Genomic DNA, 18,093 nt, shown 5'->3' with positions numbered 1-18,093 from the left:
CCCTGTGTCAGGCCGTTTTTTGTGTCTTCTACAAAATCCTCACTCGCCGCCCTGACTTTGGGCGCCATTGGCGTGGTTTACGGCGACATCGGCACCAGCGTGCTGTATGCCATGAAGGAGGTCTTTGGCTCAGGCCATGTGCCTTTCACACCCGAGAACGTTTACGGCATCCTCTCGATCTTTTTCTGGACTTTGACCACCATCGTGTCGGTCAAGTATGTGGTTTTGGTGCTGCGTGCGGACAACCACGGCGAGGGCGGCCTGGTGGCCATGCTGGCCCTGGCTTCGCAATCGGTCAAAGACAAGCCTCAACTGCGCAAAGTCTTGCTGATGGTGGGCATCTTTGGCACCTGCCTGTTCTATGGTGATGGCGTCATCACCCCGGCGATTTCGGTGTTGTCGGCGGTCGAGGGTCTGGAGATCATCTCCCCCACCTTCAAGAAATCGGTGATCCCGCTGACCTTGGTGATTTTGTTTGTGCTGTTTTGGGTGCAAAAACGTGGCACGGCGGGCATCGGCAAGTTCTTTGGCCCGATCACCTTGGTCTGGTTTGGCGCGATTGCGGTGCTGGGTGTCTCGCACATCGTTCAGCGCCCTGAGATCTTGTTCGCGATCAGTCCGCACTATGCGCTGATGTTCATGTGGAACGAGCCAGGCACCACCTTCATCATTTTGGGGGCGGTCGTCTTGTGCGTGACCGGTGGTGAAGCGCTGTATGCCGACATGGGCCACTTTGGCAAAAAGCCGATTCGCCTGGCCTGGTTCAGTGTGGTCATGCCTTGTTTGGTGCTGAACTATTTTGGCCAAGGCGCATTGCTGCTGGCCGAGCCCGAGGCCGTCAAAAACCCGTTTTACATGATGGCCCCCGACTGGGCCTTGCTGCCCTTGGTGGGGCTGGCCACCATGGCCACGGTGATCGCTTCGCAGGCCCTGATCTCGGGCGCCTTCAGCGTGACCAAGCAGGTCATCCAGCTGGGTTATCTGCCGCGCTTGCAGGTGCTGCACACCAGCGAGACCGACACCGGCCAGATCTACATGCCTTTTGTGAACTGGGGCTTGTTTGTGGCCATCGTCATGGCCGTGGTCATGTTCAAGTCGTCCAGCAATTTGGCAGCGGCCTATGGCATTGCGGTGTGTACCGACATGCTGATCACCACCGTGCTCACCTTCTTTGTGATCCGCTACGCGTGGAAGCTGCCCCTGGTGCTGTGCATTGGAGCCACGGGATTTTTCTTTCTCGTGGATCTGGCGTTCTGGGCCTCCAACCTGCTCAAACTCTTTGACGGTGGCTGGTTCCCGCTCCTGATTGGCGCTGCGGTGTTCACCCTGATGCTGACCTGGAACGATGGCAGACGCTTGCTCAATGAATCGCTGCGCTCCGATGCGCTGCGCTTGACGGACTTTTTGGAAGCGGTCTTCATCGCGCCGCCGACCCGCGTGGAAGGCACGGCCGTGTTTTTGACGGCCGAGACAGGCGCCGTGCCCAATGCCCTGCTGCACAACCTCAAGCACAACAAAATCTTGCACCAGCGCAACCTGTTTGTCACCGTGCGAAGCCATGAAGTGCCGCGCCTGGACGCCGACCAGCGCCTGGAGGTGACACCGCTGGGCAATGACTGCTGGCAAGTCATCGTCAACTACGGCTTCAAGGACAACCCCGATTTGCCATCCGCTTTGGCCACCATTGAAGGCGAGGGCTACAAACTCGATCCGATGATGACCAGCTACTTCCTGTCGCGCGACATCGTGATCCCCACGATTGGCGGCGGCATGGCCACCTGGCGCGAAAAACTCTTTGCCCAGATGCACCACAACGCCAGCGCGGCGGCCGAGTTCTTGAACCTGCCGACCAACGCGGTGGTCGAGTTGGGCTCGAAGATTGAAATTTAAAGCCGCTGCCCCATCGCTTCACCCATCACGATGGGGCGGGTGGGTGTCCAGTCGGTGTTGAACTGCATCACCCCTTTGGGGAACAGCATCACCACCGTGGAGCCGAGCAAGAAGCGGCCCATCTCTTCGCCTTGGGCCAGGTCAATGTTGCCCATCTCGTAGGTCCACTCGCGCACGGTGCCTGGGCGTGGCGGGTTGACCACGCCATGCCACACGGTGGCCATGCTGCCCACGATGGTGGCGCCCACCAGCACCATCACAAAGGGGCCGTGCTCGCCTTCGAACACACACACCACGCGTTCGTTGCGGGCAAACAGGCCCGGCACGCCACGGGCCGTGGTGGGGTTGACCGAGAACAGATCACCGGGCACATAAATCATGCGGCTCAAGCGGCCCGCACAAGGCATGTGGATGCGGTGGTAGTCGCGGGGGCTGAGGTACAAGGTGGCAAATTCACCGTCTTGAAACTGCGCAGCCAGCGCCGCATCGCCGCCCACCAAAGCGCGTGTGCTGTAGCTGTGGCCCTTGGCCTGAAACACCTGATCGCCTGAAATCGCCCCGCATTGGCTGATGGCCCCGTCCACCGGGCTGACAAAGGGAGCTGCGGCCAATGGGCGAGCGCTCGCCTTCAGTGGGCGCGTGAAAAACGCGTTGAAGCTCTTGTAGCTGGCCGTGTCCGGGTTGGCCGCTTCGCTCATGTTCACGTTGTATCGGCGCACAAAGCGGTCGATGATGCCGGTGGTCACGCCGCCCCACTGGCTGCCCGCCACCCAGCCCGCAAAAGCGGTCAGGGCTTGTTTGGGGATCAGGTACTGCGGCAAGACCGCCAGGCGGTCAGAAAAGGAAGAAGACATGAGGGGGCCGCCAAGGGCGGATCAAGACAATGCCTCGATTTTATCGGCCCGCCCGATGGGCTCTGGCGCAGGCGCCCTGTCGGGGCAGAAGCCGCCGACCTACCGCAGGCTGCAACGGTGCTGTCCCGTAGGTCGGCAGCTTCAGCGCCGACCTTGCCTGCACAGGCACAATGGCAGCATGAACTCCCCTTTGCTTTCGGTCGATCACCTGGTCAAGCGCTACGGCGATGCCACGGTGGTCAATGACCTGTCTTTCCACATCGAGCCGGGCGAATGCCTGGGCGTGATTGGCCCCAACGGTGCGGGCAAAACCACCACCTTGCGCATGTGCCTGGGCCTGTCGGTGCCCGACGCTGGCGACATCCGCTATTTCGACCACCTGCAAATGCCTGGTGATGCCTTGGCCATCAAAGGCCAGCTGGGCGTGGTCGCGCAGTTGGACACGCTGGACCCCGACTTCACGGCGGAAGAAAACCTGATGGTGTTTGGGCGTTACTTTGGCCTGCCCACCGCCACCATCCGCGAGCGCATCCCCAAACTGCTGGAGTTTGCGGCGCTGAGCCACAAAGGCAAAGCCAAACCCGGCGAGCTGTCGGGTGGCATGAAGCGCCGCTTGAGCCTGGCCCGCGCCCTGATCAACGAGCCGCGCCTCTTGATGCTGGACGAGCCCACCACCGGCCTGGACCCGCAAGCGCGCCACCTGATGTGGGAGCGCCTGCAAGTGCTGCTGCAAGAAGGCAAATCCATCTTGCTGACCACCCACTTCATGGACGAGGCCGAGCGCTTGTGCTCGCGCCTTTTGGTGTTGGACCAAGGCCGCAAGATCGCCGAAGGCAAACCCCGCGATTTGATCGCCGAGCACCTGGAGCCCGAGGTGGTCGAGGTGTTTGGTCATGGGGCCGTGGCGCTGGCGCAAGAAGCCAGCTTGAAAGCCCTGGCCGGTCGGGTCGAGGTCAGCGGCGAAACCGTGTTCTTTTATACCCATGACAGCCGCGCACTGATGCACGCGCTGGAGTCTTGGCCCAACTTGCGCACGCTGCACCGCCCTTCCAACTTGGAAGACCTGTTCCTGAAATTGACCGGACGCCAGATTCGGGAAGAGGGTTAAGCCATGAGTCAAATCCAAAACAACATCTGGGCCGCGCCCCGCTTGTCCATGCGCTGGTGGCCGGTGTTCTTGCGCAACTGGCTGGTCTGGAAAAAACTGGCCATCCCCAGCCTGGTGGGCAACATCGCCGAGCCGCTGATGTGGTTGGTGGCTTTTGGCTACGGCTTGGGTTCGCTGGTCGGCCAAATCGAGCTGGGCGGCGAGAAAGTGCCCTACATCCTGTTCTTGGCCAGCGGCAGCATTTGCATGAGCGCCATGAACGCGGCCACCTTTGAGGCGCTGTACTCGGCTTTCTCGCGCATGCATGTGCAAAAAACCTGGGACGGCATCATGAACGCCCCGGTGCGCCTGGACGATGTGGTGCTGGCCGAAATGCTCTGGGCCGCGTTCAAATCGCTGTTCACCGTCACGGCCATTTTGGGCGTGATGCTGGCCCTGGGCATCAGCCACAGCTGGAAGCTGCTGGTGGCCTGGCCCGTGCTGCTGGGCGTGGGCATCACCTTCAGCTGCATGGCGCTGATCTTCAATGCGCTGGCCAAAGGCTACGACTTCTTCACCTACTACTTCACGCTGTTCCTCACGCCCATGATGTTCCTCTCGGGCATCTTCTTTCCGCGTGAGCAGCTGCCACCCATCGTCCGCGCCATCGCCGAATGGCTGCCGCTGTCGGTGGCTGTGGACTTGGTGCGCCCGCTGTTTTTGGACCGCTGGCCAGACCAAGCCCTGCGCCATGTGCTGGTGTTGGCGGTGTTCGCCGTGGTGGCGTTCTGGATTGCGCTAGCGTTGACCCGCAAGCGGTTCAGGAGTTGAAGTCGCAAAAATGCAGGAACAGGTGGGTGGCTTCACCTCGTCAGGTTTGAAAGCAGGTTGACGCTCAAGCGCCAACCTGCGTCAAAACTGACCGTCAGCACAGCAAAGGTGTCAGCAATCCGCCCCCATCCACCCGCTAAGATCGTCCCTTTGTTTCCCATACACACTTTCAAGGATTGAGCATGAGCATCCAGACCGTAGGCATCATTGGCGCAGGCACCATGGGCAATGGCATTGCACAGGCGTGCGCTGTTTCGGGCATCCAAGTGGTGATGGTCGACATTTCGGATGCGGCCGTGGCCAAAGGCGTGGCCAACGTGTCCAATAGCCTAGACCGTCTGGTCAAGAAAGAAAAAATCAGCGAAGCCGACAAGGCCGCTGCGCTGGGCCGCATCAAAGGCAGCTCAAGCTACGACGACCTCAAGGGTGCTCAGCTGGTCATCGAAGCCGCCACCGAAAACCACGAACTCAAGGTCAAGATCTTGAAGCAGCTCGATGGCATGCTGGCCCCCCACGTGATCATCGCGTCGAACACCTCGTCGATCTCGATCACACAACTGGCCGCCGCCACGCAACGTGCGGACCGCTTCATCGGCATGCACTTTTTCAACCCCGTGCCTATGATGGCGCTGGTGGAAATCATCCGTGGCCTGCAAACCAGCGACGCCACCCATGACGCGGTGCACGACATGGCGCTGGCGCTGGGCAAGACGCCCATCACCGTCAAGAACGCCCCCGGCTTTGTGGTCAACCGCATCTTGGTCCCCATGATCAACGAAGCCTTTTTCGTGCTGGGCGAAGGCTTGGCCGAAGCCGAAGCCATTGACGCGGGCATGAAGCTCGGCTGCAACCAGCCCATTGGCCCGCTGGCGCTGGCCGACATGATCGGTCTGGACGTGTGCTTGGCCGTGATGGAGGTTTACCTCAAGGAGTTTGGCGACAGCAAATACCGCCCCAGCCCCTTGCTCAAAGAAATGGTGGCGGCGGGTCGCTTGGGTCGCAAGACCGGGCAGGGTGTTTACAAGTACTGAAGTGCTTGTTGCAAGATCGTTGGATGGCCGTCCATCGATCTTGTGCGCCATTCATGATCAAGCCGGGTCTCGCCCCGGCGGGCGACTTACTTTCTCTTGCTTCGCCAAGAGAAAGTAAGCAAAGAGAAGGCGAGCCGGATTCGCCGTCCCTCCGCTGGCGCTCCGGGCACGCTGCGTTGCTCGGTCTGAACGGGGTGAGCCGCAAACTCGCTTCGCTCAAGCACGCGTCGCCCCTGATCCGTTCAACCCTGCGCTACTCGCCGACTCATAACGGCAAGGAATTCGGCGCGTTGTCACTTTCGTGAACGAAACATCGTCATGCTGGCCTCTACCATGGCGCCATGAACACCACGCCCCACCCCGAAGGCCAGATCGATTGCACCGTGCATGGTGCGGTCCTTCAGATTGCCATCAACCGCCCCGCCAAGCGCAACGGCTTCACGCCCAAGATGTTCCGCGAGTTGGGCGAGGCCTACACCCGGCTCGACGACGAGCCCGCTCTGCGCGTGGGCGTGTTGTGTGCGGCGGGGGACCATTTCACCGCCGGGCTGGATTTGCCCACCATTGCGCCGCTGATGAAGCGCGGCGAAAAGTCGGTGCCGCTGGGTCTGGTGGACCCGCTCAACTTGGGCATGGAAGGGTATCGTCGCCGCGTCAAACCCATTGTGGCGGCGGTGCAGGGCATCACCTACACGTTGGGCATTGAGCTGATGCTGGCCGCCGACATTGTGGTCGCGGCCGATGACTGCCGGTTTTCGCAGCTGGAGGTGCAGCGCGGCATCATGGCCACGGGCGGCGCCACGCTGCGCATGGCCGAGCGGGCGGGCATGGGCAATGCGCTCTTGCACTTGCTCACGGCCGATGTGTTTGACAGCGCCGAAGCTCTGCGCCTGAACTTTGTGCAAAAGGTGGTGCCCGCCGCTGGCTTGCTGGCCGAGGCCATGCGCATTGCCGAGCAAATTGCCGCGCAAGCGCCGCTGGCCGTGGTGGCCACGCGGCAAAACGTGCTCAAGGGTGTCGAGCACGGTCCGCTGGTGGCCATGCATGACTTCATCAGCGTGCAGCAGCGTTTGTCGCGTTCGGACGATGCGGCCGAAGGTGTGCGCTCGTTTGTGGAAAAACGCGCGGCTCGCTTCACAGGTCAGTGAGGCGTTTGGCTGTCTCGCGCTTTGATCTCTTGGCGCAGATCGGCCACTTCGCGGCGCAACTGGCGGATCTCGTGCATCAGGTCTTTCTCAATCTGACGGTCTTCGGCTTCGACTTCTTTTTCGACAAAAATCGCCGACAGCGAGGCTGTGACCAGCGACAGCACAGCCAAGCCCAAAAGCACCACCACCACCGAGAAAGCCCGCGATGCGTGGGTGGATGGCACCAAGTCGCCAAAGCCCACGGTGGCCGCCGTGGTGAAGGCCAGCCACAAACCATCTGACAGGGTCTGGATTTGCGGGTCGATCACCCAAAAGCCGACGCCACCCAAACCCAAAATGGTCATGGCCAAAAGCAATGAGTAAATCAGGCCTTGCTGGATGATCCGGCTGAACCGGCGAGGGTGTTTGCGCATCAAAGGATTTTCGCCCATTTGAAACCGAGGGGGCCTGTTGTCGCGCCGTGTTTTGTGCGGTGACGCTCTGGAAGGCGCAGCCACTGCGCCACAATCGACGCATGCGCGAAACACCGACCGTTGAACACCCTTATGCCGAACTCACCCCCGACCGGGTGATGGACGCCTTGTCCGAGCTGGGGATGTGGCCCGATGGCCGTTTGCTGGCGCTGAGCTCTTACGAAAACCGCGTCTACCGCGTACACCTGGACGAGCCCGAGCAGGGGCATCAGGCGGTGGTGCTCAAGTTCTACCGCCCGGGCCGCTGGAGCCGTGCGCAGATTCAGGAAGAACACGACTTAGCCGCCCAATTGGTGGCGGGCGAGGTGCCGGTGGTCGCGCCCTTGGTCATCGGTGGCCAGACCCTGCACCACAGCGCGGGTTTTGATTTTTCGGTCAGCCCCTTGCGCGGCGGGCGCACGCCCGAGCTGGACGACTTTGAAGTGCTGGAGTGGATCGGCCGTTTTCTGGCACGCATCCACACCGTGGGTGCGGCGCAGCCATTTGCGCACCGCCCCACGCTGGACGTGCAGACCTTTGCACGGGAGCCCGCCGAGTGGCTGCAAACCCATCAGATGATCCCGCTTGAAGTTGAGCGCGAATGGCAGACCACGTTGGCACAGGCCGTGACGCTGATTCAGGACAAGATGGCGCAGGGCGCAACAGACCGTCAACTGCTGCGCCTGCACGGCGACTGCCACCCCGGCAACATCTTGTGGACCCCCACCGACTTGCCCGGCGGTGGCCCGCATTTTGTGGATTTGGACGATGCCCGAATGGGTCCGGCGGTGCAGGACTTGTGGATGCTCTTGTCGGGTGATCGCCGCCAGCGCACGGCGCAGTTGTCGGCTTTGGTGGATGGCTACGAACAGGTGCGCGACTTTGAGCGCTCAGAGTTGCACCTGATCGAGCCGCTGCGCACCTTGCGCTTGATCCACTACAGCGCTTGGCTGGCGCGTCGCTGGGAAGACCCGATTTTCCCGGTCAACTTCCCGTGGTTCGGAACGCCAGATTATTGGCGTGGGCAGGTGCAAATGCTGCAAGAGCAGATCGAGCAAATGCAGGAAGAGCCGTTGTTCGTTTGAGGTGCTGTGAGGGTGAGATGTCGGGGCTGAAGCCGCCGACCTACGGGGGGAGTTGTAGGTCGGTACCTTCAGGTCCGACGTGTCGACCTCAGCTGCGGCCCGGGTGGATGCCCAGGCCCATGGCGCAGCCGATCAGCGCCGGTTGCTCGGCGCGGATCACATACGTCGGGATGCGCTTCATGTAATTTTCAAAGCGGCCTTTGGCTTCAAACGCGGCGCGAAAACCCGATTGTGCAAAGTAGTCGCCCAAGCGGCCAATCACGCCGCCGCCGATGTAGATGCCGCCGCGTGCGCCCAGCGTCACGGCCAGGTTGGCGGCGGCATTGCCCAGCAGGCGGCACATGCGTTCCAGGGCTTCTTCGCAGGCCACATCGCTGGCCGCCAAGCCGCGCTCGGACACTTGCGCGGCCGTCAGCGGTTCGGCGGCGGTGCCATTGAGTTCGCAGATGGCGCGGTACAAGTTTTCGAGGCCCATGCCCGAGACAGCGCGCTCGGCCGACACGTGGGCAAAGCTGCGCCACAAAATGCGCAAGATGTCCGCTTCGCGCTCGCAGGTGGGGGCCAAGCTCACGTGGCCACCTTCGCCCGCAATCGGCACCCAGTCGCCACGGCGTGAGCGCACCAGCGAGGACACGCCAAGTCCGGTGCCGGGGCCGATCAAACCTTTGGGCGCATTCGGCACGGGCTCGCCCGAGCCGATTTGCGCGAGGTCGCTGTCGCTCAAGGCCGGTGCGGCCATGGCCATGGCCTCCCAGTCGTTGAGCATCAGCAGGCTGCTCAGGCCCAGCTGCTGGCGTGTGGCTTCGATGGAGAACTGCCAATGGTTGTTGGTCATCTTCAGCAGATCGCCGTCGATGGGGTTGGCGATCGCTATGCAGGCCTCACGCACAGCGGGTTGACCGGCTTGGCTCAAATAGGCGTGGGCTGCTGCGGCCAGGTCTGGGTATTGGCCGGTGGGCAGGGTGATTTCTTGCGTGATGGGCGTGCCATCGCCATGCACCAAGGCAAAGCGGGCGTTGGTGCCGCCAATGTCGCCCAAAAGGCGTGGGGCGTTGGCTGGGGTGTTGTGGTTCATGTGGGCCATGTGTGTGTTGGCGGCTAGGGTATCAGGCGAAAAGGCGCAGCGCGCTCCGGAAAGTTACCAATGTGTTTCGAGTTCAGCGTTTGCCCGCCATGGGCAAGCGCACGCGCACGCACAGGCCTGGGTGCGCATCGGCCAGTTCCACCTGGCCCGCGTGGCGCTCCACGATCTCTTTGACGATGGCCAGGCCCAAGCCGCAGCCATGGCCGGCGTCGGTGGCCCGCACAAAACGCTCGAACACGCGCGCTTGGTCTGTCGGTGGGATGCCCGGGCCGTTGTCGATCACTTCCAGCAAGGCCATGGTTGGGTTCAAGTTTGGCGGCGTCAGCGGCGCGGGCAGCACACGCACCGTGACTTGGCTGCCTGCGCCCGCGTAGTGCAAGGCGTTGTCGATCAAATTCGTCAGTGCTTCGCGGATCAACAGCTCATTGGCATGCACCCAGACCGCTGGGGTGCTCTGCTCGTCCATGCCCAGATCGATCTGGGCCTTCAAAGCGCGGGGCACCCATTCGGCCGTCAGGGTCTGGGCCATGCGGTGCAGGTCAAAGCGCTGGCGGTCTTGCGCCATGACCGATTCGGGCTCGGCGCGTGCCAGCGTCAACAGTTGGTTGACCAAATGGGCGCTGCGCGTGGCGCTCTCGTGCACGCGTTGCAAGCGGGCACGCAGCTCGGGGTCGGTGGTCGATTGCAGCGCGATCTCGGTTTGGCTTTTCAGGCCCGCCAAGGGCGTGCGCAGTTGGTGGGCCGCATCGCCAATGAAGCGCTTTTGGGTGGCCACCGTGTTTTGCACCGCTGACAGCAAGGTGTTGATGGCGGTGGCCAGCGACCACAGCTCGCGCGGGGCTGAGGCCAGCTGCAAAGGGGCCAGATCGGTCGGCGCACGGCCTTCCACCTGCTGGCGCAGCCGTGCCAGCGGCGACAGGCCCGCGCGGATGCCCAGCCACACGATCACCGTCAACAGCAAAATCAAAATCGACATGGGCAGCAGCATGTCCACCAAAATGCGCTGCGCCAGCTCTTCGCGGTTGGCGCTGCTGCGGGCCACTTGCACCAGCATGGTTTGGGGCGTGGCGCCGTCTTCGCCAAAGCGCAGGTACAAGGCTACCAGGCGCAGCGGCTGGCCCGAGGCCGCGTGCCGCGCCCCCCGGTCATGCTCGGGCATGGTGCCGTCGTAAAAGTAAGGCTTGTTCAGCTGCGGCTCGGCCTTGGCCCCTGCCCCTGAAAAAGCCGGCGGCGGCGGCAATGCCTGGTTGCCCAAAATGAACTGTCCGGGGGGCGAGCTGACCATGTAGAGCTGGCGGTCTGAGGGGTCGGCTTCGAGCACGTCTTGCGCGGCGCGTGGAAAGTCAATCAGCAAGCCATTGCCAATGGGCTTGAGCTGTCGCGCCAACGAGCGGCTGGCCTGCAGCAAACTGTCGTCCACCGCCTGGTTGGCGTAGCCGGCCGCAAACTTGTAGCTGCCCACACCGCCGGCCACCCACAAAACCATTTGCGGCAGCAAGACCCACAGCAGCAGTTGCCGGGCCAGCGAGACACCGGCTTGCCCAGGGCTTGTGGGGGGGAACGCCTGTGACATGAAGGGCTCAGGCCTCGGCTTCCATCAGGTAGCCCAAGCCGCGCACGGTGCGGATGACCAAGCCTGCGTCTTCGAGCTTGCGGCGCAGGCGGTGGATGTAGACCTCGATCGAGTTGCCGCCACCGGTCTCGCCGCCTTCGGCACTCCAGGCCTGGGTGATTTGTTCTTTGGTGACCACCTTGCCTTGCTGGCTGACCAGCAGTTCCAGCAGCGTCCATTCACGGCCGCTCAGATCCAGCGCATCGCCGGCCACCAAGGCCCGGCGCGAGGCCGCATCCAGGCTCAGCCGCCCCAGCAGGGCCGAGGCGCTGGCCGGTTGGCTGCGCCGCAGCAAGGCCTGCAAGCGCGCCACCAGCTCTGGGAAATCAAAGGGCTTGGTCACGTAGTCGTCGGCCCCGGCTTGCAGACCGGCCACGCGGTCGTCCAGCGCGTCGCGGGCCGTCAAGAGCAACACGGGCAAAGCCGGTTGGGTCTGGCGCACATGCTTGAGCACCGACAGCCCGTCCAGCATGGGCAGACCGATGTCGAGCACCGCGATGTCAAAGCTTTGCTTGCCCAGCAAATAGTCGGCCACGGCCCCGTTGGGCGCGTGTTCCACCTCAAAACCGGCGCCCCCCAACTGGGTGGTGAGGGCATCGGCCAGCATCGCATCGTCTTCGGCAAGCAGCAGTTTCATGCCCGAAGCTTAATGGATTGTTCAGACTGAAGCCTTGATTTTGGTGAATTGGGCCTCAGGGTTTAAACTAGTGTTAATAAATTAATGAAACATTAATATTCGGCGGTCGAGGTTCTGAAAAGCTCAAAAACCGCCTCGAACATCAACCCCGGGGCAAGGCCCCCACACCAGGAGACACCCTTGAAAACTTTGAAAATGTTCCAGCGCACCCTGTTGGCCACGGCAGCCGTGGTGACTTTGGCAGCCCATGCCGGTGAAGTCGAAGTCCTGCACTACTGGACCAGCGGCGGCGAAGCCAAATCGGCCGCAGCCCTGAAGGCCACTTTGCAAGGCAAGGGCCATACCTGGAAAGATTTCGCCGTGGCCGGCGGCGGCGGTGACAACGCCATGACCGTGCTCAAATCGCGCGTGGTGTCGGGCAATGCCCCGGCAGCTGCCCAGATCAAAGGCCCCGCTTTGCAAGAGTGGGCCGCTGAAGGCGTGTTGGCCAACATCGACGACGTGGCCAAGGCCGAGAAGTGGGACACCTTGCTGCCTCCCGTGGTCGCCAACGTCATGAAATACAAGGGCAACTACATTGCCGCCCCCGTGAACGTGCACCGCGTGAACTGGCTGTGGGCCAGCAACGCCGCGTTCAAAAAAGCCGGCGCCAAAGTGCCCACCAACTGGGACGAGTTCTTTGTCGCGGCTGAAGCCCTGAAAAAGGCCGGCATCATCCCCGTCGCGCACGGTGGCCAAAACTGGCAAGACTTCACCACCTTCGAGAGCGTGGCGCTGGGTGTGGGCGGGGCCGATTTCTACAAAAAGGCTTTGGTGCAGTTGGATCAAACCGCTTTGACCGGCGCGACCATGACCAAGGTGCTCGACACCTTCAAGAAGGTCAAGGGCTACACCGACAAAAACGCACCTGGCCGCGACTGGAACCTGGCGACCGCCATGGTCATCAAGGGCGAGGCGGGCATGCAGCTGATGGGTGACTGGGCCAAAGGCGAATTTGTCGCGGCTGGCAAAAAGCCCGGCGCTGACTTCTCTTGCGTGGCTGCCCCTGGCACCGCCAAGTCCTTCACCTTCAACGTGGACTCGTTTGCCATGTTCAAGCTGAAAAACGATGCCAACACCCAGGCCCAAAAAGACCTGGCCTCGGCCATCATGTCGACCGACTTCCAAGAAGTGTTCAACCTGAACAAGGGCTCCATCCCTGTGCGCCTGAACATGAACCTGGCCAAGTTTGACGACTGCGCCAAACTCAGCTCCAACGACTTCGTGTCGACCGCCAAGAGCGGCGGCCTGGTGCCTTCGGTGGCCCACGGCATGGCCATTGGCTCGGCCACTTCTGGCGCGATCCAAGACGCGGTCAGCCAGTTCTGGAACGACGACAAGATGAGCACCAAAGACGCTCAAGCCAAGATCGCTTCGGCCGCCAAGGTCAAGTGAGTCTTTGAGCCGGCCGTGCGGTCGGCTCGCACAAGCCCGTCGGGCTTGTGCTTTCTTTAGCCGCCGGGCTGCAGGTCACGAGCTTGCAGCCCGAGCCGGTCTCGATTGGATCACCCATGTCTGCATCATCCCCCCAACAAGCCGCGTGGCTGCCCAAGCTGGTGATTGCGCCCAGCTTTGTGCTGTCGCTGCTGTTCATCTATGGCCTGATGGCCTGGAACGGCTACCTGTCCCTGTCCGCCTCGCGGATCTTGCCCAACTACGAGTTTGTGGGCTTGCAGCACTACGGCGCCTTGCTGGACAGTGACCGCTTTCGCGTGGCCATGACGAACATGGCCGTGTTTGGCTTTTGCTTCATCGCTGGTGCGATGGCCCTGGGCGTGTTGCTGGCCATCTTGCTCGACCAGAAGGTGCGCGGCGAGGGCGTCTTGCGCACGATTTACCTGTACCCCATGGCGATCTCGTTCATCGTGACCGGCACCGCCTGGAAATGGATCTTGAACCCCGGCCTGGGCTTGCAGCACCTGATGCACAGCTGGGGCTACACCGATTTCAAATTTGAATGGCTGGTCGATCAGGACATGGCCATTTACTGCGTGGTCATTGCCGGTGTGTGGCAAAGCGCGGGCTTTGTCATGGCGCTGTTTTTGGCGGCGCTGCGCGGCATCGACGATTCGATCATCAAGGCCGCCCAGGTCGATGGCGCGAGCTTGCCACGCATTTACTGGCGCATCATTTTGCCCAGCCTGGGCCCAGTGTTTTTCAGCACCTTGATGGTGGTCTCGCACTTGGCGATCAAGAGTTTTGACTTGGTGATGGCGCTGACGGCAGGCGGTCCCGGTTACGCCACCGACTTGCCTGCCACCTTCATGTATGCCACCGCTTTCACACGCGGGCAGATCGGCGTGGGCGCGGCCAGCGCCACCGTGATGCTGGCCACGGTGGCCGCCATTGTGGTGCCTTACCTGTATTCGGAATTGCGGAGCAAACGATGAACCGCCTGAACTTTCATCGCTTCATCCTGTGGTCCATGCTGCTGCTGTTCGCGGCCTGGTTTTTGGTGCCGCTGTATGTGATGCTGACCACCTCGCTCAAAGACGCTGAGCAATTGCGTGCAGGCAATTTGCTGAGTCTGCCCACGGCGCCCACGCTGGACGCGTGGTTCAAAGCCTGGGACACCGCTTGCACCGGCGTGCAGTGCGAAGGCCTCAAGCCCTTTTTCTGGAACTCGGTGCTGATGGTGGTCCCAGCGGTTTTGTTGTCCACCTTGATCGGCTCGCTTAATGGCTATGTGCTGTCCAAGTGGAAGTTCCGTGGCAGCGAGACCCTGTTTGCCTTCATGTTGTTTGGCGTGTTCATGCCCATGCAGGTGGTGCTGTTGCCCATGAGCCAGGTGCTCGGCTGGCTCGGTGTGGCCAGCTCCATCTGGGGCTTGATGCTGGTGCACATCGTGGCGGGCATTCCGTCCACCACGCTGTTCTTTCGCAATTACTACATCGGCTTGCCGGACGAGTTGATCAAGGCCGCTCAGCTCGACGGCGCAGGCTTTTGGATGATCTTTCGCCGCATCGTGTTGCCGCTGTCGCTGCCCATTTTGGTGGTCACGCTGATTTGGCAATTCACCAACATTTGGAACGACTTTTTGTACGGCGTGGTGTTCTCGGGTGCAGACAGCAAACCCATCACCGTGGGCCTGAACAACTTGGCCAACACCTCGAGTGCCGTCAAGGAATACAACGTCGACATGGCCGCTGCGCTGATCGCGGCATTGCCCACCCTGTTTGTGTACGTGGTGGCCGGTAAATATTTTGTGCGCGGCCTCACCGCTGGCGCCGTCAAGGGCTAAAGGGAAAACACCATGGGCGCACTCGCCATTCGCAACATCCACAAGACCTACAACGACACGGTCCACATCCTCAAAGGCATTGACCTCGAAATCGATGCCGGTGAATTTTTGATCTTGGTCGGCCCTTCTGGCTGCGGCAAATCGACCTTGCTGTCGATGATCGCAGGCCTGGACCACCCCACCAGCGGCAGCATCCACATCGGCGAGCGCGATGTGACCCACCTGCCCAGCAAGGACCGCGACATCGCCATGGTGTTCCAGAGCTACGCGCTCTACCCCAACATGACGGTGGCGCAAAACATCGCCTTTGGCTTGGAGATCCGCAAAGTGCCCAAGGCCGAGCGCAAAGCCGCGGTGGACCGTGTGTCGGCCATGCTGCAAATCGGCCATCTGCTGGACCGCAAGCCCGGGCAACTGTCGGGCGGCCAGCGCCAACGCGTGGCCATGGGCCGTGCCCTGGCGCGTGACCCCAAGTTGTTTCTGTTTGACGAACCACTGTCCAACCTGGACGCCAAGCTGCGCGTGGAAATGCGCGCCGAAATCAAACTGCTGCACCAGCGCACGAAAACCACCACCGTGTATGTGACGCACGACCAGGTCGAAGCCATGACCCTGGGTGACCGCATCGCCGTGATGAAAGACGGTTGGGTGCAACAGTTCGGCACGCCCGCCCAGATTTACAACCGTCCGGCCAACCGTTTTGTGGCCGAATTCATCGGTTCACCGGCCATGAACATGGTGGATGCACAGCGCGTGGGCACAGCATTGACAGCGCATGGTGTGGAACTGCCCATCACCGATGCCCAACGCACAGCAGTGCAAGCGCACGGCAACGCTGAACTGGTTTATGGCCTGCGCCCTGAGAGCATCAGTTTTGCGGCGCAAGGTTTGCCCGGCAAGCTCAGCATGATCGAGCCCACCGGCCCCGAAACCTATGCCACGGTGGACACCGCCGCAGGCCAAATCACGGCCCGCGTGCCCGGTGTCTTGCAAGCGAGCGTGGGCGATGCGGTGCACCTGCATTGGTCCGCCGACGCATCGCACCTGTTTGACCGCGCCAGCGGTGCACGCGTGGGCTGAAGGCGCTTCGCGCCCAGGTGGCGCTCGTGGGCCTCAGGCCCGGTCGCGCATCACCCGGTCCATCAGCGTCCGCACCTTGGACATGAAGGGCGCTTCGGTGCGCCCTTCGATGGTCACCAGCCCAAAGCGGGCCTTGGCGTTCAGCGCGGGCGTGACCGGCAGCTCCACCAGGTCGGGCGCGGATTCGCGGATGGCCAGCACGATGGCGTCGCTGTGGCGCACCACCTCCAGCAAGCTTGAGACTTCTTCGCAACGCAGGTTCACCAGCTTGTCGGGGTGGCCTTGCGGGCCAAAGCGTTCGATCAGGATGCGCGCCACCTCATCGCTCAGAGGGGTCGATGCGATCGGGTAGTTGAGCAGCATCTCAAAAGGCACGCTGCGTTTTTTGGCCAGCGGGTGCTGTCGCCGGCACATGAAGGTGCCTTTCATTTCCTGCATGGCTTCGACCTTCAGGTCGGTGGCCGGTTGCAGGGAACGGATGTCCAAGATCAAGGCGTCCAGCGTGCGTTCACGCAGGGCCTGCACCAAGAGCGCCGTGCTGCCGCGTGAGATGTCGATCTGCGCCTGCGGGTGTTCTTTGGCCATCAGCATCAAGAGTGGCGTCATCAGCATCGCCCCCGGCCCCGAGCCCATGCCCACGCGGAATTGGCCGATCTCGCCTTTTCGCAGTTGCAAGCTGGTCAGGCGCAACTCCTTGGCTTCGTCCACCAGCACGCGGGCCCGCTGCACCACATGCTGGCCAAAAGGCGTCAGCTCATTTTTGCGACCGATGCGGTCAAACAGGGCCTGGCCCAGTTCGTCTTCCAGCGCCTTGATGCTGCGACTGAGCGCCGGTTGCGTCAGGTGCAGCTTCAGGGCCGATTGACTGAAGGAGCCGCTGGTGGCCAGCTCGATCAAGTGCTTGAGTTGAACCAGGGTCATGGGCATTCCAATCCATAACTGAAAATCATGCTAACTTGCATAAAAATGCATTGGACATTATAGGAACGGGTTTTTACGATGGCCTCACATCAACCAATTATTGGAGTCGAGACATGAACCCAACCCTTCGTCGCGTGGCCGCCTTGCTGAGCGGTCTGCTGCTGGCCGGCGCCGTGAGCGCCCAAACCTACCCCAGTAAACCCGTCACCTTGTTGGTGCCGTATCCCGCTGGCGGTTTGTCTGACGTGATCGCCCGCACCGTGAACAACACCTTGTCCAAAAACATGGGTCAGCCCGTGATCGTGGACAACTTGGGCGGTGCCAGTGGCTCGATCGCGGCGCAAAAAGTGCTGAATGCACCGGCCGATGGTCAGATCATTTTTCAGGGCTCGCCCAATGAGCTGATCTTGGCGCCTTTGGCCATCTCGGCCGTCAAGTTCAAGAGCGAAGACTTCCGCTTGGTGCAAATGATCGCCACCGCGCAGATCGCCTTTTTGGCCCGCAAGGACTTGCCTGTGCGCAACGTGGACGAGTTCTTGGACTACGCCCGCAAAGAGGCCGCGCAAGGCCGCCCCATCACCTACGCCAGCGTGGGCCCAGGCTCTTTCTATCACCTGCTGGGTGAGCACCTGTCCAAGACCACCAACATCCCGATGACCCATGTGCCCTACAAAGGCATGGCGCCTGCCAACCAGGATCTGCTGGGCGGTCAGGTCGACATCTTTTTGGCACCGTTTGGCAAGGCTTCTGAAGAATTGCAAAAGCAGGGCAAGCTCAAAGTGCTGGCCATGCTCAACAGCGAACGCCTGGACTCGGTCAAGGACTACCCCGCCATCACCGAGAGCAAGTCGCTCAAGAACTTCACCTTCAACATCTGGACCGGTTATTTCGTGAGGAAGGACACCCCAGAGCCGATCGTGCAAGTCATCCACAAGGCGATCACCGACTCATTGACCGACTCGGCTGTGCGGGGTGGGTTGGAGGCCAACAGCCAGCTGGTGGCCAAGCCGTTGTCGCTGCAAGCCGTGGGCAAAGCCTATGCCGATGGCACGGCGCAGTTCCGCGCGATCGCCAAGTCGATCAACTTGCAGCCTCAGTGAC

General features: G+C 61.7%; 17 protein-coding genes and 1 pseudogene. 12 read left to right on the top strand and 6 right to left on the bottom strand.

All coding sequences use genetic code 11. The annotated features are described in order from the left end of the window. Positions 1–21: 21 nt before the first annotated feature. Entirely contained in the window at positions 22–1,890 is a 1,869-nt protein-coding gene (locus tag QLQ16_RS03030) for a potassium transporter Kup (protein ID WP_283223211.1), read from the top strand. Here QLQ16_RS03030 and asd read toward each other — a convergent pair. Further along, on the bottom strand, positions 1,887–2,744 hold the full coding sequence (asd, locus tag QLQ16_RS03025; protein WP_283223210.1) for an archaetidylserine decarboxylase: 858 nt from the start codon (positions 2,742–2,744) through the stop codon (positions 1,887–1,889). The genes QLQ16_RS03030 and asd overlap by 4 nt on opposite strands. A gap of 178 nt (positions 2,745–2,922) precedes the next feature. On the opposite strand from asd, the gene QLQ16_RS03020 reads away from it, so the two are divergent. From QLQ16_RS03020 to QLQ16_RS03000, 5 genes and pseudogenes are all read left to right on the top strand, one after another. Further along, positions 2,923–3,852 (top strand): ATP-binding cassette domain-containing protein, encoded by a 930-nt coding sequence (locus QLQ16_RS03020; RefSeq protein ID WP_283223209.1) that lies wholly within the window; start codon positions 2,923–2,925, stop codon positions 3,850–3,852. 3 nt (positions 3,853–3,855) lie between these two features. Then, a complete protein-coding gene (locus QLQ16_RS03015; RefSeq protein ID WP_283223208.1) occupies positions 3,856–4,662 on the top strand; it encodes an ABC transporter permease in 807 nt (268 codons plus the stop codon). Between the two features lie 167 nt (positions 4,663–4,829). After that, positions 4,830–5,693, top strand: a pseudogene (locus QLQ16_RS03010) (3-hydroxybutyryl-CoA dehydrogenase); the annotation flags it as partial. 53 nt (positions 5,694–5,746) lie between these two features. Continuing rightward, positions 5,747–5,998 (top strand): hypothetical protein, encoded by a 252-nt coding sequence (locus QLQ16_RS03005; RefSeq protein ID WP_283223206.1) that lies wholly within the window; start codon positions 5,747–5,749, stop codon positions 5,996–5,998. Between the two features lie 36 nt (positions 5,999–6,034). Further along, positions 6,035–6,841 (top strand): crotonase/enoyl-CoA hydratase family protein, encoded by an 807-nt coding sequence (locus tag QLQ16_RS03000; RefSeq protein ID WP_283223205.1) that lies wholly within the window; start codon positions 6,035–6,037, stop codon positions 6,839–6,841. Here QLQ16_RS03000 and QLQ16_RS02995 read toward each other — a convergent pair. Then, positions 6,835–7,254 (bottom strand): potassium channel family protein, encoded by a 420-nt coding sequence (locus tag QLQ16_RS02995; protein ID WP_283223204.1) that lies wholly within the window; start codon positions 7,252–7,254, stop codon positions 6,835–6,837. The genes QLQ16_RS03000 and QLQ16_RS02995 overlap by 7 nt on opposite strands. 101 nt (positions 7,255–7,355) lie before the next feature. On the opposite strand from QLQ16_RS02995, the gene QLQ16_RS02990 reads away from it, so the two are divergent. Further along, positions 7,356–8,378 carry a serine/threonine protein kinase gene (locus QLQ16_RS02990; protein ID WP_283223203.1) on the top strand — a complete coding sequence of 341 codons (1,023 nt, stop codon included), beginning with the start codon at positions 7,356–7,358 and terminating at the stop codon, positions 8,376–8,378. Positions 8,379–8,466: 88 nt separating this feature from the next. On the opposite strand, the gene QLQ16_RS02985 is transcribed toward QLQ16_RS02990, so the two are convergent. The 3 genes from QLQ16_RS02985 to QLQ16_RS02975 all read right to left on the bottom strand — a co-directional run bounded on the left by QLQ16_RS02985 (position 8,467) and on the right by QLQ16_RS02975 (position 11,711). Next, complete coding sequence (locus QLQ16_RS02985; protein WP_283223202.1) at positions 8,467–9,453, bottom strand: glucokinase; 987 nt, start codon at positions 9,451–9,453, stop codon at positions 8,467–8,469. Positions 9,454–9,535: 82 nt separating this feature from the next. Then, positions 9,536–11,035: a sensor histidine kinase gene (locus tag QLQ16_RS02980; RefSeq protein ID WP_283223201.1), complete on the bottom strand. Its 1,500-nt coding sequence runs from the start codon at positions 11,033–11,035 to the stop codon at positions 9,536–9,538. A 7-nt stretch (positions 11,036–11,042) separates the two neighbouring features. After that, on the bottom strand, positions 11,043–11,711 hold the full coding sequence (locus QLQ16_RS02975) for a response regulator transcription factor (protein WP_283223200.1): 669 nt from the start codon (positions 11,709–11,711) through the stop codon (positions 11,043–11,045). Between the two features lie 195 nt (positions 11,712–11,906). On the opposite strand from QLQ16_RS02975, the gene QLQ16_RS02970 reads away from it, so the two are divergent. The 4 genes from QLQ16_RS02970 to QLQ16_RS02955 all read left to right on the top strand — a co-directional run bounded on the left by QLQ16_RS02970 (position 11,907) and on the right by QLQ16_RS02955 (position 16,071). Beyond that, positions 11,907–13,145, top strand: coding sequence for an ABC transporter substrate-binding protein (locus tag QLQ16_RS02970; protein ID WP_283223489.1), 1,239 nt, complete (start codon positions 11,907–11,909; stop codon positions 13,143–13,145). A gap of 116 nt (positions 13,146–13,261) precedes the next feature. Further along, a complete protein-coding gene (locus QLQ16_RS02965) occupies positions 13,262–14,140 on the top strand; it encodes a carbohydrate ABC transporter permease (protein ID WP_283223199.1) in 879 nt (292 codons plus the stop codon). Next, entirely contained in the window at positions 14,137–14,991 is an 855-nt protein-coding gene (locus QLQ16_RS02960; RefSeq protein WP_283223198.1) for a carbohydrate ABC transporter permease, read from the top strand. Before QLQ16_RS02965 ends, QLQ16_RS02960 begins: the two co-directional genes overlap by 4 nt. 12 nt (positions 14,992–15,003) lie before the next feature. Further along, positions 15,004–16,071, top strand: a complete 1,068-nt coding sequence (locus tag QLQ16_RS02955) for an ABC transporter ATP-binding protein (RefSeq protein WP_283223197.1) — start codon at positions 15,004–15,006, stop codon at positions 16,069–16,071. A gap of 33 nt (positions 16,072–16,104) precedes the next feature. Here the strand turns inward: QLQ16_RS02955 and QLQ16_RS02950 are convergent, their stop codons facing one another. After that, a complete protein-coding gene (locus QLQ16_RS02950; protein ID WP_283223196.1) occupies positions 16,105–16,992 on the bottom strand; it encodes a LysR family transcriptional regulator in 888 nt (295 codons plus the stop codon). Positions 16,993–17,105: 113 nt separating this feature from the next. Between QLQ16_RS02950 and QLQ16_RS02945 the strand changes: the two genes are divergently transcribed. Beyond that, the gene (locus tag QLQ16_RS02945) at positions 17,106–18,092 is read left to right on the top strand and encodes a tripartite tricarboxylate transporter substrate binding protein (protein ID WP_283223195.1); all 987 of its coding nucleotides are present in this window, start codon (positions 17,106–17,108) and stop codon (positions 18,090–18,092) included. Position 18,093 lies beyond the last annotated feature (1 nt).

This window comes from Limnohabitans lacus (genome assembly GCF_030053395.1).
GTDB lineage: Bacteria > Pseudomonadota > Gammaproteobacteria > Burkholderiales > Burkholderiaceae_C > Limnohabitans_A > Limnohabitans_A lacus.
This window is presented reverse-complemented; position numbering and strand designations above follow the sequence as displayed.